Annotated in this window: 19 protein-coding genes; 5 read left to right on the top strand and 14 right to left on the bottom strand. The window is 62.4% G+C overall.

Annotation, left to right across the window (positions count from 1 at the left end; all coding sequences use genetic code 11):
• Positions 1–166 precede the first annotated feature (166 nt).
• Both pnp and EN955_RS00575 read left to right on the top strand, forming a co-directional pair.
• Positions 167–2,314 (top strand): polyribonucleotide nucleotidyltransferase, encoded by a 2,148-nt coding sequence (pnp, locus tag EN955_RS00580; RefSeq protein ID WP_013527890.1) that lies wholly within the window; start codon positions 167–169, stop codon positions 2,312–2,314.
• A 100-nt stretch (positions 2,315–2,414) separates the two neighbouring features.
• Entirely contained in the window at positions 2,415–3,434 is a 1,020-nt protein-coding gene (locus tag EN955_RS00575; protein WP_024503467.1) for a class I SAM-dependent methyltransferase, read from the top strand.
• 68 nt (positions 3,435–3,502) lie between these two features.
• Here the strand turns inward: EN955_RS00575 and EN955_RS00570 are convergent, their stop codons facing one another.
• From EN955_RS00570 to fabA, 4 genes are all read right to left on the bottom strand, one after another.
• Entirely contained in the window at positions 3,503–5,047 is a 1,545-nt protein-coding gene (locus EN955_RS00570) for a bifunctional diguanylate cyclase/phosphodiesterase (RefSeq protein WP_024503468.1), read from the bottom strand.
• A gap of 207 nt (positions 5,048–5,254) precedes the next feature.
• Entirely contained in the window at positions 5,255–6,067 is an 813-nt protein-coding gene (gene fabI, locus EN955_RS00565; RefSeq protein ID WP_024503469.1) for an enoyl-ACP reductase FabI, read from the bottom strand.
• A 13-nt stretch (positions 6,068–6,080) separates the two neighbouring features.
• Positions 6,081–7,301, bottom strand: a complete 1,221-nt coding sequence (fabB, locus tag EN955_RS00560) for a beta-ketoacyl-ACP synthase I (protein ID WP_024503470.1) — start codon at positions 7,299–7,301, stop codon at positions 6,081–6,083.
• Between the two features lie 52 nt (positions 7,302–7,353).
• A complete protein-coding gene (fabA, locus tag EN955_RS00555) occupies positions 7,354–7,869 on the bottom strand; it encodes a 3-hydroxyacyl-[acyl-carrier-protein] dehydratase FabA (protein WP_013527885.1) in 516 nt (171 codons plus the stop codon).
• A 242-nt stretch (positions 7,870–8,111) separates the two neighbouring features.
• Here fabA and irrA point away from each other — a divergent pair, with 242 nt between their 5' ends.
• Positions 8,112–8,543: an iron response transcriptional regulator IrrA gene (gene irrA / locus EN955_RS00550; RefSeq protein ID WP_024503471.1), complete on the top strand. Its 432-nt coding sequence runs from the start codon at positions 8,112–8,114 to the stop codon at positions 8,541–8,543.
• Between the two features lie 46 nt (positions 8,544–8,589).
• Positions 8,590–8,997, top strand: a complete 408-nt coding sequence (locus EN955_RS00545) for a DUF4260 domain-containing protein (protein WP_024503472.1) — start codon at positions 8,590–8,592, stop codon at positions 8,995–8,997.
• Here the strand turns inward: EN955_RS00545 and EN955_RS00540 are convergent.
• Positions 8,970–9,530 (bottom strand): SH3 domain-containing protein, encoded by a 561-nt coding sequence (locus tag EN955_RS00540; RefSeq protein ID WP_024503473.1) that lies wholly within the window; start codon positions 9,528–9,530, stop codon positions 8,970–8,972. The genes EN955_RS00545 and EN955_RS00540 overlap by 28 nt on opposite strands.
• Positions 9,531–9,739: 209 nt before the next feature.
• On the opposite strand from EN955_RS00540, the gene EN955_RS00535 reads away from it, so the two are divergent.
• Positions 9,740–10,741 carry a D-glycerate dehydrogenase gene (locus EN955_RS00535; RefSeq protein WP_013527881.1) on the top strand — a complete coding sequence of 334 codons (1,002 nt, stop codon included), beginning with the start codon at positions 9,740–9,742 and terminating at the stop codon, positions 10,739–10,741.
• Between the two features lie 47 nt (positions 10,742–10,788).
• On the opposite strand, the gene EN955_RS00530 is transcribed toward EN955_RS00535, so the two are convergent.
• The 9 genes from EN955_RS00530 to EN955_RS00490 form a co-directional block, all read right to left on the bottom strand.
• The gene (locus EN955_RS00530) at positions 10,789–11,277 is read right to left on the bottom strand and encodes a GNAT family N-acetyltransferase (RefSeq protein ID WP_127218679.1); all 489 of its coding nucleotides are present in this window, start codon (positions 11,275–11,277) and stop codon (positions 10,789–10,791) included.
• Positions 11,278–11,281: 4 nt separating this feature from the next.
• On the bottom strand, positions 11,282–12,037 hold the full coding sequence (locus EN955_RS00525) for a molybdopterin-synthase adenylyltransferase MoeB (protein ID WP_013527879.1): 756 nt from the start codon (positions 12,035–12,037) through the stop codon (positions 11,282–11,284).
• Positions 12,038–12,068: 31 nt separating this feature from the next.
• Positions 12,069–13,214 (bottom strand): DNA replication/repair protein RecF, encoded by a 1,146-nt coding sequence (recF, locus tag EN955_RS00520; RefSeq protein ID WP_013527878.1) that lies wholly within the window; start codon positions 13,212–13,214, stop codon positions 12,069–12,071.
• An 82-nt stretch (positions 13,215–13,296) separates the two neighbouring features.
• Positions 13,297–14,415: a DNA polymerase III subunit beta gene (gene dnaN, locus EN955_RS00515; protein WP_013527877.1), complete on the bottom strand. Its 1,119-nt coding sequence runs from the start codon at positions 14,413–14,415 to the stop codon at positions 13,297–13,299.
• 303 nt (positions 14,416–14,718) lie between these two features.
• Positions 14,719–16,266 (bottom strand): chromosomal replication initiator protein DnaA, encoded by a 1,548-nt coding sequence (gene dnaA, locus EN955_RS00510; protein WP_024503475.1) that lies wholly within the window; start codon positions 16,264–16,266, stop codon positions 14,719–14,721.
• 852 nt (positions 16,267–17,118) lie between these two features.
• Complete coding sequence (gene rpsT, locus EN955_RS00505; protein ID WP_013533694.1) at positions 17,119–17,385, bottom strand: 30S ribosomal protein S20; 267 nt, start codon at positions 17,383–17,385, stop codon at positions 17,119–17,121.
• Positions 17,386–17,567: 182 nt separating this feature from the next.
• Entirely contained in the window at positions 17,568–18,341 is a 774-nt protein-coding gene (locus EN955_RS00500; protein ID WP_024503476.1) for an enoyl-CoA hydratase, read from the bottom strand.
• 131 nt (positions 18,342–18,472) lie between these two features.
• Positions 18,473–19,363: a bifunctional DNA-formamidopyrimidine glycosylase/DNA-(apurinic or apyrimidinic site) lyase gene (gene mutM / locus EN955_RS00495; protein ID WP_024503477.1), complete on the bottom strand. Its 891-nt coding sequence runs from the start codon at positions 19,361–19,363 to the stop codon at positions 18,473–18,475.
• On the bottom strand, positions 19,356–20,597 hold the full coding sequence (locus tag EN955_RS00490; RefSeq protein ID WP_024503478.1) for a phosphopentomutase: 1,242 nt from the start codon (positions 20,595–20,597) through the stop codon (positions 19,356–19,358). Before EN955_RS00490 ends, mutM begins: the two co-directional genes overlap by 8 nt.
• Between the last annotated feature and the right edge of the window lie 77 nt (positions 20,598–20,674).

Below are 20,674 nucleotides of genomic sequence, written 5' to 3'. Positions count from 1 at the left end.
GGACGGTCATGGGGCAGGATTGCAGGACGCTCGCGCGCGCACCGCGCCGAAATCACCCGAGCCTCCCGTTGTCTTGCCCGTGGCTGCCCGAGAAAGGAAGCCAGGGAAAGGGCATCTCCGCGCACCGTGAAACGGCGCGGCCCTTTCCTCATATTAAGGACAAGAGATGTTCAATCACCACAAAGTGGAAATCGAATGGGGCGGTCGTCCGCTCATCCTCGAAACCGGCAAGATCGCGCGCCAGGCTGATGGCGCGGTGCTCGCCACCTACGGCGAGACCAAGGTCCTCGCCACCGTCGTTTCGATGAAGGAGCCGAAGCCCGGCCTCGATTTCTTCCCGCTGACCGTCAACTACCAGGAAAAGACCTACGCCGCCGGCAAGATCCCGGGTGGCTATTTCAAGCGTGAAGGCCGTCCGAGCGAGAAGGAAACGCTGGTTTCCCGCCTCATCGACCGGCCGATCCGCCCGCTCTTCGCCTCCGGCTACAAGAACGACACCCAGATCGTCGTCACCGTCGTCCAGCATGATCTCGAGAACGATCCCGACATCCTGTCGATCGTTGCCACTTCGGCCGCCCTGACGCTCTCCGGCGTTCCCTTCATGGGCCCGGTCGGCGGCGCCCGCGTCGGCTACATCAACGGCGAATACGTTCTGAACCCGCATGTCGACGAGATGCAGGAATCCAAGCTCGACCTCGTTGTCGCCGGCACCGCCGACGCTGTGCTGATGGTTGAGTCCGAAGCCAAGGAATTGGGCGAAGAGCTGATGCTCGGCGCCGTCATGTTCGGCCACAAGGGCTTCCAGCCGGTCATCGACGCCATCATCAAGCTGGCCGAAGTCGCCGCCAAGGAGCCGCGCGACTTCACCGCGCCGGACTATTCCGCGCTTGAAGCCGAGATGCTGAAGATCGTCGGCGACGAACTCAGCAATGCCTACAAGAACGTCGACAAGCAGAAGCGTTACGCCGCCGTCGACGCCGTCAAGGCGAAGGTCAAGGCAGCGTTTGCCCCGGCCGAAGGCGAAGATGCCAAGTACACTTCCGAGCAGATCGGTTCGGTATTCAAGGAACTCCAGGCCAAGGTCGTGCGCTGGAACATCCTCGACACCGGTTCGCGCATCGATGGGCGTGACCTCAAGACGGTCCGCAAGATCGTCTCCGAAGTCGGCGTCCTGCCGCGCACCCACGGTTCGGCGCTGTTCACCCGCGGCGAGACCCAGGCGCTGGTCGTTGCCACGCTCGGCACCGGCGAGGATGAGCAGTATGTTGATTCGCTGACCGGCATGTACAAGGAGAAGTTCCTCCTTCACTACAACTTCCCTCCCTATTCCGTCGGCGAGACCGGCCGCATGGGTTCGCCGGGTCGCCGCGAAATCGGCCATGGCAAGCTCGCCTGGCGCGCCATTCGCCCGATGCTGCCGAGCGCCGACCAGTTCCCCTACACGCTGCGTGTCGTCTCGGAGATCACCGAGTCCAACGGTTCGTCGTCGATGGCCACCGTCTGCGGCACCTCGCTGGCGCTGATGGATGCCGGCGTGCCGCTGGCCAAGCCCGTCGCCGGTATCGCCATGGGCCTGATCAAGGAAGGCGAGCGTTTCGCCGTTCTATCCGACATCCTCGGTGACGAGGATCACCTCGGCGACATGGACTTCAAGGTCGCCGGCACCGCCAACGGCATCACCTCGCTGCAGATGGATATCAAGATCGAAGGCATCACCGAGGAGATCATGAAGATCGCGCTGGACCAGGCCAAGGATGGCCGCCAGCACATCCTCGGCGAGATGGCGCATGCTCTGACCGGCGCGCGTTCGGAACTGGGTGAGTTCGCACCGCGCATCGAAGTGATGCACATCCCGACCGACAAGATTCGTGACGTGATCGGCTCGGGCGGCAAGGTGATCCGCGAGATCGTCGAAAAGACCGGCGCCAAGATCAACATCGAGGACGACGGCACGGTCAAGATCGCTTCGTCCAATGCCAAGGAGATCGAGGCGGCGAAGAAGTGGATCCACACCATCGTCGCCGAGCCGGAAGTCGGCGAGATCTACGAAGGTACGGTCGTCAAGACCGCGGACTTCGGCGCTTTCGTCAACTTCTTCGGCCCGCGTGACGGCCTCGTCCACATCTCGCAGCTTGCCAACGACCGGGTCGCCAAGACCTCGGACGTGGTCAAGGAAGGCGACAAGGTCTGGGTCAAGCTGATGGGCTTCGACGAGCGCGGCAAGGTCCGCCTGTCGATGAAGGTCGTCGACCAGGCCACCGGCAAGGAACTCGCCCGCGACAAGAAGACCGAAGGCGAAGAAAACGCCGCCTGATTGGTCTGAGATCTTGAATCGAAACGGGCGCGGCTTATGTCGCGCCCGTTTTCATTTTCAGCCTGGGTTTCAAAGCGCTTAGACAAGTCGAGATCGAACAATGTCCGCCGAGCCGTTGAAGACGCTTTTCCATCCCTTCGAGGCGGAGGCTGTTCCTCTACCGGGCAAGGGCACGCGCGCCCTGTTTCTCGGCGCTGAGCCGGGTTTTCGCCTGCCTGAAGGCTTTGAGGCGACGCTTCACCTCGTGCAGGGCTTCCGGCCGCATTTTAGCGCGCTGCAGGCGTCTGGCTTCGTCGTCACCGCGCAAGTGGAAGGCGATGGCTTCGATATGGCACTTGTGCTTGCCGGCCGGCATCGCGGCCTGAACGAAGTGCGCATCGCGCAGGCGCTTGAGCGCGTGGCGCCGGGCGGCCTGGTCGTCATTGCCGGCGGCAAGGACGATGGCATTGCCAGCCTGCGCAAGCGCGTTGACGAGCTTGTGCCGCTTGAAGGCCATTTGCCCAAATATCACGGCATTGCCTTCTGGCTGCGACGTCCCGCCGATCTGGCCGCCGCGGAAGAATTGCGCGCTGCCAACCCCGCTCTGCAGGTTGAAGGCCGGTTTCACACCGCGCCCGGCATGTTCTCGTTCGACCGGATCGATACCGGATCGAAATTGCTGGTCGAGAACCTGCCCAATGACCTGCGTGGCAGCATTGCCGATCTCTGCGCCGGCTGGGGCTATGTGGCGGCCGAGATCGCCGCCCGCTCCCCCGGCGTTCAGGCGCTCGACCTCTATGAGGCCGATTTCGCCGCGCTTGAAGCCGCGAAGCTCAATCTGGCAGCGGTCAGCCAGTCGATCGCCAGGAATTTCTTCTGGATCGATCTGCTGAAGGAACCAGTCGAGAAGCGCTACGACGCGATTGCCATGAACCCGCCCTTTCACCGCAGCCGGGCGGCCGAGCCGGAGATCGGCGCCGGCATGATCCGAGCGGCGGCCAAGGCCTTGAAGCCGGGTGGGCGCCTGTTCATGGTCGCCAACCGTCAGCTTCCCTACGAGCCGATCTTGGCGGCTGTCTTTTCGAGCCATGCCGAACTCGCTCGTGACGGCATGTTCAAGGTGCTTTCCGCTCGTCGTTGAAGCATGATCCCGAAAGTGGATACCGGTTTCGGAAAAGATCATGCTCAAAAACAGATATCGCGTCGCACTCAATGCAGATTGGCAACGCGCCGGACCTCATCGGTGATATGCACGTCGCCGACCCTGATCTTGAGGGGGGCGGGCCTGCCATACAGGTAGCCTTGCACCACCTCGCAGCCGGCTGCCCTGAGCAGTGTCGCCTGGCTTTCGGTCTCGACGCCTTCGGCAATGATGCTGACGCCGAGCGCGCGCGAAAGCCCGACGATGGTCGAGACGACCGCACCGGAGCTGGAATCCGTGTCGAGGCGGCTGACGAAGGACCGGTCGATCTTCAGCTTGCCGAATGAGAAATCGATCAGGTAGCTCAAATTGGAATAGCCGGTGCCGAAATCATCGACGGCGACCGAAATGCCGATATCCGCAAGCTCCTTCAGGATGGCGGCGGCGCGGTCGCGATCCTGCATCATCGCCGTCTCGGTCACTTCCAGTTCCAGCCGTGACGGCTTGATGCCGGTGCTCGTCATGGTGTCGCGCACGATGCCGACGAAGTCCTTGGTCATGAACTGGACGGGCGAGATGTTGACGGCGACGAAGCAGTCGTCGGGCAGATGCCGGGCGTCGCTGCAGGCTTTGCGCAGCACCCATTCGCCGATCGGGCCGATCATGCCGGTTTCCTCGGCGATCGGAATGAACTCCATCGGCGGGATCATGCCGCGTTCCGGATGCCGCCAGCGGATTAGCGCTTCGTAGCCGACGATGCGGCCGGTCGGGAGATCGAGCTGCGGCTGGTAATGAAGGTCGAAGTCACCGCGCTCGAAGGCTGTATGCAGTTCGGATTCGATCCACTGGCGATGGTCGGCGACCCTGCCCATTTCGGCATGGAAGACGGACCAGTTGCCGACGCCGCTGGCGCGCGCGTTCTGCAGCGCCAGATTGGAGCGGCGCAGGATGAGGACGGGATCGACACCGTCCTTTGGCATCGCCACGATGCCGACCGACAGGCTGACCGATTGCAGGTGCGTACCGAGATCATAGGGCTCCATCATCTCGTCGATGAGCCTCTCTATGGTGCTTTCCAAGGACCCTGCGACTTGGTTGTCGGGGAGCAGGATCGCGAATTCACCGGCGCCGATGCGTCCGATCAGCGCGCGCGGCGGCACGCACATCTTCAAGCGCTTGGTGAAGGCGCGGATCAACTCGTCGCCCTGGCTGTAGCCGATGGCGTCATTGATCTGCTTGAAGCGGTCGATGTCGATATCGATGAGGAACATCGGCTCGCCGGTCCGGCTGGTCGCGCATGCCGCCTCGGCAATCTTGCCGACCATCGCCGGGCGTGCCACCAGGCCGGTCAGCTTGTCGAAATGGGTTTCCGTGAAGACGAAATCCGCCGATTCATCGACGCCCGCGAAGAAGGACATCGCGGCGACCGACGCCGCCAGTGCGCAAAGAGCGGCCATCACCGAGACCATCATGTCGGCGGAGATGCCGGCAAAGCCATCGCCGAGACCGAGCTTCAGGCCCCAGAGCCCGAGGACGAAACTGCCGAGACCCGAACTCGCTATGGTGAGCAGTCGGAACACCGGTGTTCGCTTCGGGTTGCTGACGGCGAGCATTGAAAGTTCCCCTGAGTACGGGGCTTTCTAGCGGATATCTCCTTAAAATGAGTTTCCGCGAATGAATCCAATTTTATTGGACCGAAAGTATTTCTTGAGCGGATCAATGCGACTGGCGCTGAAACGGGGTTTAGCCGCGCGCTTTAAGCTTCGTGTTTTCAGATGTCCGCCATTTCAAAACCGTCGCGCACCTTTGGCCGACAGGCGTTAGTCTCGCCCGCCGTCGGTCTGCTTCAATTCGTCGAGCGTCGGCATGGAAACGATGTGATAGCCGGAATCGACATAGTGGATTTCGCCGGTAACCCCGGAAGACAGATCCGACAACAGATAAAGCGCCGAACCACCGACCTCGTCGATGGTCACCGTGCGGCGCAGTGGCGAGTTTCGCTGCTGGTAGGAGAACATGTGGCGGGCGTCCGAAATGCCGGCGCCGGCGAGCGTGCGCACGGGCCCAGCCGATATGCCGTTTACCCTGATGCCGCGCGGACCGTAATCGTTGGCGAGGTAGCGCACGCTGGCCTCCAGTCCGGCCTTGGCGACGCCCATGACATTGTAGTTCGGCATGACGCGGACGGAGCCCGCATAGGTCAGCGTGATCATCGATCCGCCGTCCTTCATCAAGGTGGCCGCATGGCGGGCGACCTCGGTGAAGGAGTAGCAGGAGATCACCATGGTGCGGACGAAATTATCCCGGGTGGTGTCGGCGTAGAGGCCTTTCAACTCGTTCTTGTCGGAAAAGCCGATGGCGTGGACGATGAAATCCAGCCCGCCCCATTCGTTGCCCAGGGTCTCGAACGTGGCGGCGACCGAAGCGCTGTCCTCGACGTCGCACGGCACGACCAGCGAGGCGCCGAGCTTGTCGGCCAGCGGCTTGACCCGGCGTCCGAAGGCATCGCCCTGATAGGTGAAGGCGAGTTCCGCCCCGTGTTCGGACAATTTCCGGGCGATGCCCCAGGCGATCGAATGATCGTTGGCGACACCCATGACAAGCCCGCGCTTGCCCTTCATCAATCCGTCCATGGCCGGCAAATCCTTATGCGGAATAGCGCTGGAAAACGAGCGTGGCGTTGGTACCACCGAAGCCGAACGAATTGGACAAAACAGTGTCGATCCTGGCGTCGTCGATGCGCTTTCGCACGATCGGCATGCCCTCGAATTCGGGGTCGAGGGTCTCGATATGGGCGCTTTCGCCGATGAAACCGCCCTGCATCATCAGGATCGAGTAGATGGATTCCTGCACGCCGGCCGCGCCCAGCGAATGGCCGGTCAGCGACTTCGTCGAGGTGATGTACGGCATCTCTGGGCCGAACACCTCGCGGATGGCGCCCATTTCCTTGGAATCTCCCACCGGCGTCGAGGTGCCATGGGTGTTGATGTAGTCGACCGGCGTGGAAACCGTGGCCAGCGCCTGGCGCATGCAGCGGACCGCGCCCTCGCCTGAAGGAGCAACCATGTCGTAGCCATCCGACGTCGCGCCATAGCCGACGATCTCGGCATAGATCTTGGCGCCGCGCGCCTTGGCATGCTCAAGCTCTTCCAGCACCAGCACACCGGCGCCGCCGGCAATGACGAAGCCGTCGCGATTGACGTCATAGGCACGGGAGGCGGTCGATGCCTTGTCGTTGAATTTCGACGACATGGCGCCCATGGCGTCGAACAGGTCCGACATCGTCCAGTCGAGATCCTCGTGGCCGCCGGCGAAGACGATGTCCTGCTTGCCCCATTGGATCAATTCATAGCCATTGCCGATGCAATGCGCCGAGGTCGAACAGGCCGACGAGATCGAGTAGTTGACGCCGTGGATCTTGAACCATGTGGCAAGCGTCGCCGATGCGGTCGACGACATTGCCTTCGGCACCGCGAACGGACCGATGCGCTTGGGACTGCCGTTCTTCAGCGTCGTTTCGGCAGCTTCGACGATGGTGCGGGTGGATGGTCCGCCCGATCCCATGACGATGCCGGTGCGCTCATTGGTGATGTCGCTCTCGCCGAGGCCCGCATCCGCGATCGCCTGGTCCATGGCGACGTGGTTCCATGCAGCACCCTGGCTCAGGAAGCGCATCGCACGGCGATCGATCATCGCCGATGGATCGAGCGTCGGCGCTCCCCAGACCTGGCAGCGGAAGCCGTGTTCGGCGAAGGAATCCGAGAAGCTGATGCCTGATCTGGCGTCATGCAGCGAGGCTTGCACCTCGTTGGCATTGTTGCCGATCGACGACACGATGCCGAGGCCTGTGACTACGACACGTCTCATTCGCAACTCCTTCCAGGGATGCTGGCCAAAGGGGGCCGGCCAGGGGTGCCGGTCAGCCGACCGCCGACTGCTTGGACAGACCGACTTTCAAATCCGTTGCCGCGTATATGGGTTCGCCATCCGCCTTCAGCCAGCCATCGGCGATGCCGAGCACCAGCCGGCCCCGCATCACGCGCTTGAAGTCGATGCCATATTCGACCTTCTTCACCGAAGGCGTGACCATGCCCTTGAATTTCACTTCGCCGGTCGACAGCGCCATTCCCTTCCCGGGTTCGCCAAGCCAGCCAAGATAGAAGCCCGTCAGTTGCCACATGGCGTCGAGGCCGAGGCACCCCGGCATGATCGGATTGCCGATGAAATGGCAGGCAAAGAACCACAGGTCCGGCTTGATGTCGAACTCCGCGCGGATAAAACCCTTCTCGAAGGCGCCGCCGGTCTCGCTGATCTCGGTGATGCGGTCGAACATCAGCATTGGCGGATAGGGAAGCTGGGCGTTGCCCGGTCCGAACAGTTCGCCGCGGGCGCAGGCCAGCAATTCGTCGTACTCGTAGCTGGATTTACCCGCCATCAATCTCATCCCATATCGTTCCGGGCCATCGGGTGCCCTTGTCGTTGGTTTCCTAACACAATCTGTTTCAGGCCGGAAACCGGCGTTTGCGCTTAGCCTGCTCGTCTGCCTGGGTCAATGCGCGCTATTGATCGCATTCGGACGACAGAATATATGTCCTGAGAGGTCCGGTTTCGGCAGACGTTCATTTTTTTGCCATTCTGGGCGTGTCTTGGGGCGGAACTGTGGGGTTCGACGAGAAGATGGACCTGGACGGCCGGAAGGAAAATGTCGCTGTGGACAAGCGGGTCCGTGAAGCCGGGCTGAGGCCGACGCGTCAGCGCATTGCGCTGGCCGATCTGCTTTTCGCCAAGGGCGACCGGCATCTGTCGGCCGAGGAACTGCACGAGGAGGCGGTTGCCGCCGGCGTGCCGGTGTCGCTGGCCACCGTCTACAATGCCCTTCACCAGTTTACCCAGGCGGGACTTTTGCGCATCCTCGCCGTCGAAGGCGCGAAAACCTATTTCGACACCAACACCTCCGACCACCACCATTTCTACATCGAAGGCGAAAACCGTATATTCGACATCGACAGCGGTCCGGTGACGGTTGCCAACCTGCCGGAGCCTCCGGAAGGGATGGAGATCGCCAACGTCGACATCGTCGTGAGGCTGCGCCCCAAACGCCGCGAATGACTGGCGAGGCCAGAATCATCTGCCAAGCCAGAATTATCGGCCAGGGATGAAACCCCTCGATCTCGTAATCCGGCTCGAATGGGCGATCATGGCACTGGCTGCCGTCATTTTCTACGGTTCGACCGGCATCTCCTGGTGGCTCTTCGGATTGCTTATCCTGGCGCCTGACCTATCGATGTCGGGCTATCTGGCCGGTCCGCGCGTCGGTGCCCTTGCCTACAACGCCTTGCACATCCTGATCGTGCCCGTGCTGCTGCTGCTCGGAGGGCACATGTGGGGCAATGCGGCCGCGATGGCGGTTGCGCTGATATGGATCGCCCACATCGCCATCGACCGTGCGCTGGGCTACGGTCTGAAGCTGCCGACCGGCTTCCAGGACACCCATCTCGGTCGTATCGGGCATAAAGCCAGGACCGCGAAAGAGAATCAGTCCTTGACCCGTTCGCCGGGATAGGCGCCCCAGACGACCGACTGGGCAAGCCAGCCGGTGTGGCCGTCGAACGTCATTTCGCACCACTGGCCGTCGCAGGATTTGATCGTACCCATGACGCCAGGTTCGATCATCGCGACCACCCTTGCATCCTTGTCGGGGCTGTTGAGAAGATTGATCCGGGTGCCCTTGCCACGCTGCCATGGTGCGACGATTGCCGTGCGCCGGCCGGAAAGCAGCGACTGGTTGATCCAGCCTTCCGAACCATCGGCATCGCGCACGCGGCGCCATGTGTCGAATTCCTGGATGATCTCCATCGGCAGGCCGGCCTTCATATACATCCAGTCGACCGAGTAGTTGGCGCCGGGGCCGACGCGCGAGTTGACGCGGCCGGATTTCAGGCTGACGAATCGCGGCAGCGGCAGGCCGCTCGGCCCGAGCGTGACGACGCTCTGGGCAGGTGCAGCCGCACTCTGTGCCGCCGTAAGCGAAGAATAAAGCAGAGCGCCGAGAAATGCTGCACTGAGGGTCAGGCGAAGCGACGCGAAACCAGACACTTTCATTCCTTTCGGCGCTTGCCTCGGCGCCCCTTTTTCTTTGTCTTCGGCGGCACCGCTTGTTACATGGGTAATCGGCACCGCGACCGGCTTTCAGTTTCGCCGGTCTTGGTTAAAGAGGTCTCAACGAGATCGGGTTAGAGCAATTCCAGCAAACCTGTGAAGCGGTTTTGCGTTCGGTATTGCGGCAAATACTCGAGAGGGAAACAATGGCAGGCAAAAAAAGGCCTCTCGTCGTCATCACGCGCAAGCTGCCCGACCCGGTCGAGACCCGCATGCGCGAACTGTTCGACGCAAGGCTGAATGTCGAGGACCGGCCGATGACGCAGCCGGAACTGGTCGCGGCGGTCAAGGAAGCCGACGTTCTGGTGCCGACCATTACCGACAATATCGACGCGGCGCTGATCGCTCAGGCAGGCGACAACCTCAAGCTGATCGCCAATTTTGGCAACGGCGTCGACAAGATCGATGTCGCGGCTGCGGCCAAGAGGGGCATCACCGTCACCAACACGCCGAATGTCCTGACCGAAGACACCGCCGACATGACGATGGCGCTGATGCTGGCGGTGCCGCGGCGGCTCGCGGAAGGCGCCAATGTGCTCACCGGCGACAAGAAATGGGCCGGCTGGTCGCCGACCTGGATGCTGGGCCGGCGCATCTGGGGCAAGCGGCTCGGCATTGTCGGCATGGGGCGGATCGGCACGGCCGTAGCCAGGCGGGCCAAGGCCTTCGGACTGTCGATCCACTATCACAACCGCCACCGAGTGCTGCCGGCCGTGGAAGACGGGCTGGAGGCGACCTATTGGGAAAGCCTCGACCAGATGCTGGCCCGCATGGATATCATCTCGGTCAACTGTCCCTCGACGCCGGCAACCTTCCATCTGCTTTCGGCGCGGCGGCTGGCGCTGCTGCAGCCCACCGCCTATGTCGTCAACACCGCGCGCGGCGACATCATCGACGAGGAAGCACTGGTCAAGCTGATCCAGGACGGCAAGATCGCCGGCGCCGGCCTCGATGTCTACGAGCACGAGCCGGCCTTGAACGGCAAGCTGCTGAAGCTCGCGGCCAAGAACAAGGTCGTGCTTCTGCCGCATATGGGCTCGGCGACGCTCGAGGGCCGTATCGACATGGGTGAAAAGGTCATCATCAACATCCGCGCCTTCGTTGACGGCCACCGCCCACCAGACCGCGTGCTGCCGCTCAGGACCTGACGCTGTCGCGGTGCAATATCCGTGGCCCACAAACCGTAAGATAAGACTTACGGGAGAGCTTTGCGCATGGTGATCGAGGTCGGCCTGGCATAGCCGTCATGCGCCGTCCGTCCAGTTTCGCGAAAGCCGAGGCGAGCAAAGGCCGCATGGTTCGCGGTCAACTCGATCCGCGTCTGAAGCTCGATGGCGGCCTTGCCGCGGCCGCGGGCAAGGTCTTCGACCGCCTGCATCAGCCGCCGGCCGATGCCTTGTCCCTGGCAGTCCGGCGCCACGGCGAGCTTGCCGACATAGAACTCTGCCACCTTTTCAAGGGCAAAGACGCAGCCGACGATCCGATCGCCCCTGAGCGCCACGAAGCCGGTCTCCCGCCGCGCCTTGTCCCGCAGAGTGTCGGCGGTCAAAAGGTGGGCCGAGGAGGGCGGGTCGATGACGTCGTCCATCGAGGCGAAGGCACGCATGATCAATGCGAGCACATCGTCCCAACGATCGAAATCGGTCGGGATCCGCCTGATGGAGACTGCTTCGATCAGGTCCAAGAATTCAGCTTCTCTTGTAACGGATGGTGTCGAAGCGCGCCGCCAGCCCATCATAAAGCAGCAGCCGGCCGACCAGCGGTTCGCCCACGCCGGTGATCAGCTTGACCGCCTCCATGGCCTGCAGCGTGCCGATGACGCCGGTCAGCGCGCCAAGCACGCCGACTTCGGCGCAGGACGGCACCAGGCCCGGCGGTGGCGCTTCGGGAAACAGGTCACGATAGCCTGGGTTGGGCTTGCCGTCCTTGCCGTCTTCGAAGGGCTTCAGCACCGTGACCGAGCCGTCGAAGCGTCCGACTGCGGCATGCACCAGCGGTTTCCCAGCGCTCGCGCAGGCATCGGCCACGGCGTAGCGCGTTTCGAAATTATCGGAACCGTCGACGACGATGTCATAGCGGGCGACGAGGGCAGGCGCATTGTCCGTGGTCAGCCGGAACGTATGCGGTTCGACTGTGGTATTGGGATTGATGCGGGCGATTGCCGCCTTGGCGCTGTCGGTTTTCAGCAGGCCGACAGTGTCGGTGCCGTGAATGACCTGGCGCTGCAGGTTGGAGAGCGAAACGGTGTCGTCATCGACCACGCCGAGTGTGCCGACGCCGGCGGCGGCAAGATATTCAAGCACCGGGGCGCCCAGCCCGCCGGCGCCGATGACCAGCACCCGGGCCTGCTTCAGCCTCTGCTGTCCGGCGCCGCCGATTTCCGGCAGCACGATGTGGCGGGCATAGCGTTCGATCTCGTCTGCAGTCAGGGCGGCAGTGGTCATTGCCTGATCATACAGGCACGGAAAAACCTTGTCAGGGGTCTTCGGTTGGCCCAACCGTCCCATGGTCGACGGTCAGGAATTGCGCGCGGCCCTGGAGACTGGAAAACAGCGCAGCATCGGTTCCTGTCATGAACGCCTGGCAGTTCAGTTCCTCCAGGATGGAAAACAGCGCCGCGCGCCGCCCGCTGTCGAGATGCGCAGCGATCTCGTCGAGCAGCAGGATCGGCGTCATGCCCGACATTTCGCCGGTCAGCCTCGCGTGCGACAGCACGATGCCGACCAGCAGCGCCTTCTGCTCGCCGGTCGAGCAGAGCTCGGCCGGCATCGCCTTGGGGCGGTGCCGAACCACCAGGTCCGAACGGTGCGGGCCATCGAGCGTGCGCCCGGCGGCGCGATCGCGCTCGCGGCCCTCGGCAAGCGTCCGACGGAAGCGTTCCTCCACATCGACCGCCGGCGCCACGGCAATCTCGGCTTCCAGCTCGCCTGAAAGGCCGATATCGGCCTGCGGAAACGGTCCCGTGTCGGGCAGCCTGTCGATCATGGCGGCCAGCAGGCGCACCATCTCGGCGCGCGCCGCGGCAATCGCCACACCGGTTTCGGCCATCTGCGTCTCGATAGCGTCGAACCAGCGGTCGTCCCGAGAGCTTTCGGTAAGCAGTCGGTTACGACCGCGCATCGCCTTCTCGTAGTCGATCGCACGTTGCCCGTGGCCGGGATCGATCGCCAGCACCAGCCGGTCGAGGAAGCGCCGGCGATCCGCGGCCGGTCCGGTGAATAACGCGTCCATGGCTGGCGTCAGCCAAACCACGCGCAGCCATTCCAGCATGTCCTCGGCCGAACGCGCCGAAGCTCCGTTGATGCGTACCCGCCTGCCGCCTTCGCCGGCGGTGTCACCGCCGGAAATGCCTGTTCCGATCTCGACCTGGCCATCAGGTCCGTCGAGCCGGGCATGCAGCGCAAAGCCGCCGTCGCCGCCCTCGCGCGCGACATCGGCGTAGGGCGCGCGGCGCAAGCCACGTCCCGGTGTCAAAAAGGAGATCGCTTCGAGGAGATTGGTCTTGCCGGCGCCGTTGTCGCCGGAAAAAACCACGGCACCTGGCGCCAGATCGATCGTCAGCGCCGCATAGTTGCGGAAATTAGTAAGTGTTAGCTTACTTATATGGTTCTGTGCCGGCAACCGCTATCCGCCTATAGAAGTCGCCGTAAATATCGCGCTTGCCGCCGGTCCACAACAGGACCGAAGTGCTGACACCGCGCCGCTACACGCGCATCGGCATCAGCACATAGAGTGCGGTCTCGTCGGCCATGTCGTGGATCAGCGTCGGCGAACCGGCATCCGCCAGCATGAACTTGGCCTCCGTGCCGGTCAGCTGCGCGGCAACGTCGAGCAGGTACTTGGCGTTGAAGCCGATCTCGATCGGATCGGATGAATAGTCAGCGGACAGTTCTTCGGTGGCGCTGCCTGAATCCGGATTGTTGACCGCAAGCGTCACCTGACCCTCGCTGATCGACAGCTTCACCGCGCGACCGCGTTCGGAAGAGATGGTCGAGACACGATCGACGGCGGCGGCAAAGCTCTGGCGGTCGATGATCAGCTTCTTGTCGTTGCCTGTCGGAATGACCCGCTGATAATCGGGGAAGGTGCCGTCGATCAGCTTCGAGGTCAAAACCACGCTGCCGATGGTGAAGCGGATCTTGGTGTCCGACAGTTCGGTGGTCACCGCAACATCCGGATCGTCGACAAGCTTCTGCAGCTCGCTCACCGTCTTGCGCGGAATGATGATGCCCGGCATGCCCTCGGAACCCGCCGGCGCGTCGATCTCGGCGCGCGCCAGGCGGTGGCCGTCGGTCGCCACCGAGCGCAGCTTCAGCTTGCCGCCGACCTCATGCGTGTGCAGGTAGATGCCGTTCAGGTAATAGCGTGTCTCCTCGGTGGAGATGGCGAACTGGGTCTTCTCGATCAGGCCTTTCAGGGCAACCGAGTCGAGACGGAAGATATGTGAGAAGGATCCGGCCGAAAGCTCCGGGAAGTCGGATTGCGGCAGGCACTGAAGGCGGAAGCTCGAGCGGCCAGACGTCACCGTCATGGCGTTGCCGTCCTCGTCCGTCTTCAGCATCACCTCGGCGCCATCGGCGAGCTTGCGCACGATGTCGTAGAGCAGATGTGCCGGGACCGTCGTCGCCCCGCCGCGCTCCACCTTGGCGGGCGTCGCTTCGGTCACCTCGAGGTCGAGATCGGTCGCCTTCATTTCGAGGCTGGCGCCTTCGGCGCCGAGCAGCACGTTGGACAGGATCGGTATGGTGTTGCGCCGCTCGACCACACGGTGGACGTGGTTGAGCGACTTCAGGAGATTTGACCGTTCCAGGATAACACGCATGACGAAACAGGCTCGCTTGAATGAATGACGGGTCACCAGTGAGCGGCGTCCCGCGAAAGGTCTGAATAGGCTCAGAATCTGCGTAAACTGACAGGAAAAAACCAGCAAACGCAAGCCCGCGCCGCCGGTTCAGGCCGGCTACGCGGGCTTTCTGGGGATAACGCGCCCGAAGTCCGCGAGCCAGTGTCGAAAAACCGAAATCCAGATCGCTTCCAGGCGATGCCACGAGCCCGATGCAGGCCCGGCGCCGCACTGGCAAGCCATTGAATTCCGGCGTTGTTTCGGTTCGGCCCTTCCGGAGGGTCAGGCCTGATCGTTGATCAGCCGCCTCAGAAGCTCAAGTTCCTGCGCCAGCGTGTTGTCGTTGCCGGAAAGGTCCTCGATCTTGCGCACGGCATGCAGCACCGTGGTGTGATCGCGGCCACCGAAACGCCGTCCGATCTCGGGTAGCGAGCGCGGCGTCATCACCTTCGACAGGTACATGGCGACCTGCCGCGGCTTGACGATGGTGCGCGTGCGCCGGTTGGACAGCAATTCGGTCTTCGACACATTGTAGTGACGCGCCACGATGCGCTGGATGTCCTCGATACGGACACGCTTCGGCTCACCTGTGCGATAGATGTGGCCGAGGATTTCGTCGATCCGGTCGATGGTGATCTGCGGCTCGAAGGATTGACGGAACAAAAGCTGATTGAAGGCGCCTTCCAGCTCGCGTCCGCTGCCGGTCACGGTGCGGGCGACGTGATTGAGGATCTCCTCCGAAATGTCGAGGGATGCGTCGTCGCTCCTGGCCGTGGCAAGGCGCAATTTGAGCATGCCGAGGCGCATGGCGAAATCGGGCGCCGACATTTCAAGCGCGACACCGCCATTGAGGCGCGAACGGACCCGCGGTTCGAGCGATTCCAGTTCCGATGGTGGCCGGTCGGCGGCAACGACCACCTGCTTGGCGCTGTCGAGCAGCATGTTGATCAGGTGGCAGAATTCGTGCTGGATCGACTTGCCCTGCAGGAACTGCATGTCGTCGATGATGAGCAGGTCGATGTCGCGCAGCTGCTCCTTGAGCGTCAGAGCGTTGTTGTCGCGGATCGCGGTGGCAAAGCGCCACATGAAATACTCGGCCGTGAGATAGACGACGCGCGACTTGGGGTTCTGCTTCAGCGATTCCGCGGCGATGGCCTGCAGCAAATGGGTCTTGCCGAGCCCGACGGTTGCGTGAAGGAAGAGCGGATTGAAGCGCACCGCGCTCGATTGCGATTCCGCCACTGCCTTGGCGGCGGCGAAGGCCACCCGGTTCGACGGCCCCTCGATGAAAGAGCCGAACGTGTAGCGTGGATCAAGCGGTGACCCCAGAACGTTGTGGCGGAATTCGCTCTCGACGGGTGTGCCCGGACGCGGAGTCGATGCGCGCTCCACCCGGCTGGGGCTGACTGTGCCTGCGGCAAGCGCCGTCTGCGTCTGCCGTGTCACCTTGCTGCGTGCCGGCGTTACCTCTGGCTCGGCCTGGGCGCGTCCCTGACGGGTTGCCGTGCGCACGACGATGTCGATCTTGAGAAGATCGGGATCCTCCTGCTTCCACAGTTCGGAGATGAGGTCGAGATAGTGGCCGTTGATCCATGAGCGCAGGAAGGCGGTAGGCACCGAGATGCGGACAATGCCCTTGGAAGCCTCGGCGACTTTCATGCGGCCAAACCAGCTCGAATAGACTTCGGTTCCCAGGCGCGCCTTCAACTGGGTCTTGACCCGGTCGAATTTCTGTTCCGCGTCGCTGGACACCGCCATGTCGTTTGCTCCGATCAAAGTTCCAGGAAATGGGAGGTCGCCCGTAAGTTCCCTTTCGATGCCGCTCTGCATGATCTTTTCCATGTCCTTCCGTACCTGTTTTCCGCCGGGATGCGCCTCCTGCATCCGGTTCCGGCGACCTAAGTCTTTGCTACGATGTCCGCTGCCGCCGCCGGCAGGTGAACGTCGCCCATTATCCGTGGGAACCGGTGCCGGCCCATGGAAGCCAGTCCGCGTTGGGTATGTCAGGGCAATACAACACCGTCCGGCGAAAAGAGCGCCGGCGCGCCGTCTACCTGCCATGTCTAGTTACGCCAGTCCCCTACCGTATCGAAAAAGACAAACCAAAGCCGTCCGCGGACTTGATCCGCGTTGCAAATCCCGCCAATTTAACCTGGCCGATTCAGGCTTGGGTTAAGAGCCAGAGCCCGTCCCTTTCGATAGATCGACACTACCGAAATCGCTGTGGATAGGGCAAGGCCACGTCTAACGGATTTTTAAGGAATCTGGTTAGTGGAGGCGGGTTCGAGTGGCATGCCGCGACGGCACATTTTAACAAAGCCATTGTGATTCAAACCCTTTTCCGGCGAATATGAAAAACCGGGCGCTGACAGAAATATTCTGAAATAATTCGCTTGACAGCGACTTCTCCCCGATCGGGCCAGTCCGGTGTGGACAAGCTGTGGATCACCATCTGTAAGCGTTTGAAAAATATAAGCTATTTTTGACAGCCAAGAAACATTAGGCCGGCGCTTTTCAAGCGTGCCGATCAACAGCAGGCATGCATATGCCGGCAAACTATTCCCTATTGTGAAATCCGCATAAGACGCCGTTTCCGGACATTCTTTTTAAGTGCTTGCCGGCAAACGAAAAAACCCGGCACAAACGGCCGGGTTCGAAGAACGTCAGTCTAGGCAAGTAATGTCAGGCCGACAGTACCTTGACCCGCTGAGCCAGTCGCGACACCTTGCGGGACGCCGTGTTCTTGTGAATCACGCCCTTGGTTGCGGCGCGCATCAATTCCGGTTCCGCGATCTTGAAGGCAGCCTGTGCGGCAGCCTTGTCACCGGAGGCAAGCGCCTCTTCGACCTGGCGGATGTAGGTGCGGACGCGCGAGCGACGGTTCTTGTTGATCGCTGCGCGGCGGACGATCTTGCGCGTTGCCTTTTTGGCCGAGGATGTATTGGCCATGATGCCTCTCTTCTGATCTGGTCGGCGCATGCGGGATGCCGCAGGGCGCAAAAAACAAACGGGCTGCCACGGGGCCGCCTCGGTTGGTGCGGCTTATAGTTCAGCTTTTCCGGCGCGTCAACGCTGCCTGACCTTCTTTTTGGCGGCCAACAGCCATCTTCTTCGAAGCCAAGGGATTGGCGTCAGCGGTTGGTGAAATTCGGCTTCCGCTTCTCGGCAAAGGCCGCCATGCCTTCCTTCTGATCGTCCAGTGCAAACAGCGAGTGAAACAGCCGGCGCTCGAACCGCAATCCCTCGGCAAGCGTCGTCTCGAAGGCGCGGTTGACAGCTTCCTTTGCCATCATCACCGATGGCAGCGAGAAAGCGGCGATCTTGGCCGCGGCCTTCAGCGCCTCCTCGACAAGTTCGCCGGCAGGCACGACCCGCGACACCAGGCCAGAACGCTCGGCCTCGGCGGCATCCATCATCCGCCCGGTCAGGCACATGTCCATCGCCTTCGACTTGCCGACAAAGCGGGTCAGCCTTTGTGACCCGCCCATGCCTGGAATGACGCCGAGCGTGATCTCGGGCTGGCCGAACTTGGCCGTGTCGGCGGCGATGATGAAATCGCACATCATCGCCAGCTCGCAACCGCCGCCGAGTGCATAGCCCGCCACCGCCGCGATAATAGGCTTTCGCGCCCGCGTCAGTTCCTCCCAGCCGACGAAGAAGTCCTGGGCATAGGCGTCCGCATAGGAGATGGACTGCATCTCCTTGATATCGGCGCCCGCCGCGAAAGCTTTTTCGGAACCGGTGATGACCATGGCGCCGATACCGGGATCGGCGCTGAACCCGTTCACGGCTGCCACCACCTCGGTCAGGATCTGGGAGTTCAGCGCATTGAGCGCCTGCGGCCTGTTCAGCGTGACCAGCCCGACCTTGCCGTGCGTCTCGGTGATGATCGTCTCATAGCTCATGGCTGCTTCTCCTTGCTTACGCTCGTCTAGAGCGGTTCATCGTTTCACGGAAACGCAGAACCGCTCCATCTCCTTGTCTTGACCAATTTCGGACGGAAAACCGCCCCCGCTTTTGCTGGAATTGCTCTGACTCATCGCTGACATGTCCGGCAATAAAAGGTCGATCGGCCGCTCTGCACGACACGCTCGATGTGGCCGCCACAACTGGGCTTGGAGCAGGCCTCGCCTTCGCGGTCGTAGACGGCGAAGGCGTGTTGGAAATAGCCCAGCGACCCATCGGTCTGCATATAGTCCCGCAGTGAGGAACCGCCGGCTGCGATCGCATCCGATATCACCGAACGAATGGCTTGCGCGAGGTGTTCGCTTTGGGCCTGGGCTTTCTTTCCGGGCCTGGCGATCGTGCCCGCCTCGCGCAGCGGCGACAGGCCCGCACGCCACAACGCCTCCGACACATAGATATTGCCGAGCCCGGCGATCAGCCTCTGGTCGAGAAGCGCTGCCTTCAGCGGTGATCTCCGCCCCTTCATCAATGAGGAAAGCAGCGCACCGTCCAATGTGTTGCCCGTAGGCTCGACGCCAAGTCCAACCAGCATCGGATGAACGTCCGGCAGTCCTTCCGCAAACAACATGAAGCCGAAGCGGCGCGGATCATTGAAGATCACGCGCGATCGGGTACCGGCCGGAGACACGACATGGAAGACGACGTGGTCGTGATTGGAGCTCTTCGAGCGGTCGTGCCGGAAGATGCCGGGCATGTCGCTGCCATCGGCCGTCTCGATGCGGAATGAGCCCGACATGCCGAGATGGCAGATCAGCGCGGGGCCGCCTTCCAGGTCCATCGTCAGATACTTGGCCCGGCGGCCGAGTGCCGTGATCGTCTTGCCGGCCAGTCGCTGCGCGAATTTTTCGGGAAATGGAAAGCGCAGATCCGGTCGGCGCGCCTCGACGCGGGCGATGGTGGCGCCTTCCAGAACCGGCTGAAGTCCGCGCCGGACGGTTTCGACCTCCGGTAACTCAGGCATGACCGCCGATCGCCGCATAGAAAGAACTGCCGTAGCGTCCGGGCGCCAGCCCGAGATGCTCGGCCACGGTTTCACCGATGTCGGCGAATGTCGTTCTCAGTCCGATGTCGCCGCCCTTGAGACCCGGTCCAGTGCCGATCACCGGAACGCGCTCGCGCGTGTGATCGGTCCCGGCCCAGGTAGGGTCGTTGCCGTGGTCGGCCGTCAGGATGAGAAGATCGCCCTGCCGCAGCCTCGCAAATGCCTCCGGCAGCCGCAGGTCGAAGGCCTCGAGCGCTGCAGCATAGCCCGCGACATCGCGGCGGTGACCGAATTCGGTGTCGAAGTCGACGAAATTGGCGAAGACGAGGTCACCGTCGCCGGCATCATCCATCGCACCCAGCGCTTCGTCGAACATCGCCATGTTGCCTGCCGCCTTGCGCACTTGCGAAATTCCGCGATGGGCGAAGATGTCGCCGATCTTGCCGACGGCGATGACACGGCTGCCACGCGCCGTCAGCCGGTCGAGCAGGGTCGGTTCCGGCGGGGGCACGGCGTAGTCATGACGGTTGTATGTCCGCTCGAAAGTGGCGGTGGTTTCGCCGACGAACGGCCGCGCGATCACCCGTCCGATCCTGAGCGGGTCAACCAGCCTGCGCACCACCTGGCAGAATTCATAAAGCCGATCGAGGCCGAAATGGACTTCATGCGCGGCGATTTGCAGGACCGAGTCGACCGACGTGTAGCAGATCGGCTTGCCGGTCCGGATGTGTTCCTCGCCGAAGCGCTCGATGATTTCGGTGCCCGGCGCATGGCAATTGCCGAGAATGCCCGGCACCTTGCCTTCGCGGATCATCGCCTCGGTCAGTTCGGCCGGAAAGGCGGGAACCGTATCCGAGAAATAGCCCCAGTCGAGGCGCACCGGCAGGCCGGCGATCTCCCAATGGCCCGACGGCGTGTCCTTGCCGCTCGAAACCTCCTGTGCGGCGCCGTGAAAGGCAGTTGGGAGCACATCCGTCCCGCTGCTGGCAAAGCCCAGCCCCGTTGCGGTTTCGGCAGCCTTGCCAAGCCCGAGCGAGGCCATATGGGGGACAAACAGCGGTCCACTGCGAAGCCCTTCGCGATCCGCGCGGCCCTCTGCACAGGCTTCTGCGATGTGCGCGAATGTGTTGGCGCCGGCGTCGCCGTAGCGGTCGGCGTCGGCCGCTCCACCGATGCCGAAGGAGTCCAGAACGAAGAGGAAAGCGCGTGCCATCGAGTTGTTGCCAGTTTGACCGACCAGACATAGGGTTCCGCGACTTCATTGGCAATTCGGAAACCAAACGGCAACGG

The organism is Mesorhizobium sp. M7A.F.Ca.CA.001.04.2.1 (assembly GCF_003998485.1).
GTDB classification, from domain to species: domain Bacteria; phylum Pseudomonadota; class Alphaproteobacteria; order Rhizobiales; family Rhizobiaceae; genus Mesorhizobium; species Mesorhizobium ciceri.
Note: the sequence above shows the minus strand (reverse complement) of the source record. Positions and strands in the feature narration are given on the sequence as shown.

What these genes read in the sequence shown, in the direction of transcription:
- pnp (WP_013527890.1), top strand. Translation starts at nt 167, where the DNA reads ATGTTCAATCACCACAAAGTGGAAATCGAATGGGGCGGTCGTCCGCTC.
- EN955_RS00575 (WP_024503467.1), top strand. Translation starts at nt 2,415, where the DNA reads ATGTCCGCCGAGCCGTTGAAGACGCTTTTCCATCCCTTCGAGGCGGAG.
- EN955_RS00570 (WP_024503468.1), bottom strand. Translation starts at nt 5,047, where the DNA reads ATGCTCGCCGTCAGCAACCCGAAGCGAACACCGGTGTTCCGACTGCTC.
- fabI (WP_024503469.1), bottom strand. Translation starts at nt 6,067, where the DNA reads ATGGACGGATTGATGAAGGGCAAGCGCGGGCTTGTCATGGGTGTCGCC.
- fabB (WP_024503470.1), bottom strand. Translation starts at nt 7,301, where the DNA reads ATGAGACGTGTCGTAGTCACAGGCCTCGGCATCGTGTCGTCGATCGGC.
- fabA (WP_013527885.1), bottom strand. Translation starts at nt 7,869, where the DNA reads ATGGCGGGTAAATCCAGCTACGAGTACGACGAATTGCTGGCCTGCGCC.
- irrA (WP_024503471.1), top strand. Translation starts at nt 8,112, where the DNA reads ATGGACCTGGACGGCCGGAAGGAAAATGTCGCTGTGGACAAGCGGGTC.
- EN955_RS00545 (WP_024503472.1), top strand. Translation starts at nt 8,590, where the DNA reads ATGAAACCCCTCGATCTCGTAATCCGGCTCGAATGGGCGATCATGGCA.
- EN955_RS00535 (WP_013527881.1), top strand. Translation starts at nt 9,740, where the DNA reads ATGGCAGGCAAAAAAAGGCCTCTCGTCGTCATCACGCGCAAGCTGCCC.
- EN955_RS00525 (WP_013527879.1), bottom strand. Translation starts at nt 12,037, where the DNA reads ATGACCACTGCCGCCCTGACTGCAGACGAGATCGAACGCTATGCCCGC.
- dnaN (WP_013527877.1), bottom strand. Translation starts at nt 14,415, where the DNA reads ATGCGTGTTATCCTGGAACGGTCAAATCTCCTGAAGTCGCTCAACCAC.
- dnaA (WP_024503475.1), bottom strand. Translation starts at nt 16,266, where the DNA reads ATGCAGAGCGGCATCGAAAGGGAACTTACGGGCGACCTCCCATTTCCT.
- rpsT (WP_013533694.1), bottom strand. Translation starts at nt 17,385, where the DNA reads ATGGCCAATACATCCTCGGCCAAAAAGGCAACGCGCAAGATCGTCCGC.
- EN955_RS00500 (WP_024503476.1), bottom strand. Translation starts at nt 18,341, where the DNA reads ATGAGCTATGAGACGATCATCACCGAGACGCACGGCAAGGTCGGGCTG.
- mutM (WP_024503477.1), bottom strand. Translation starts at nt 19,363, where the DNA reads ATGCCTGAGTTACCGGAGGTCGAAACCGTCCGGCGCGGACTTCAGCCG.
- EN955_RS00490 (WP_024503478.1), bottom strand. Translation starts at nt 20,597, where the DNA reads ATGGCACGCGCTTTCCTCTTCGTTCTGGACTCCTTCGGCATCGGTGGA.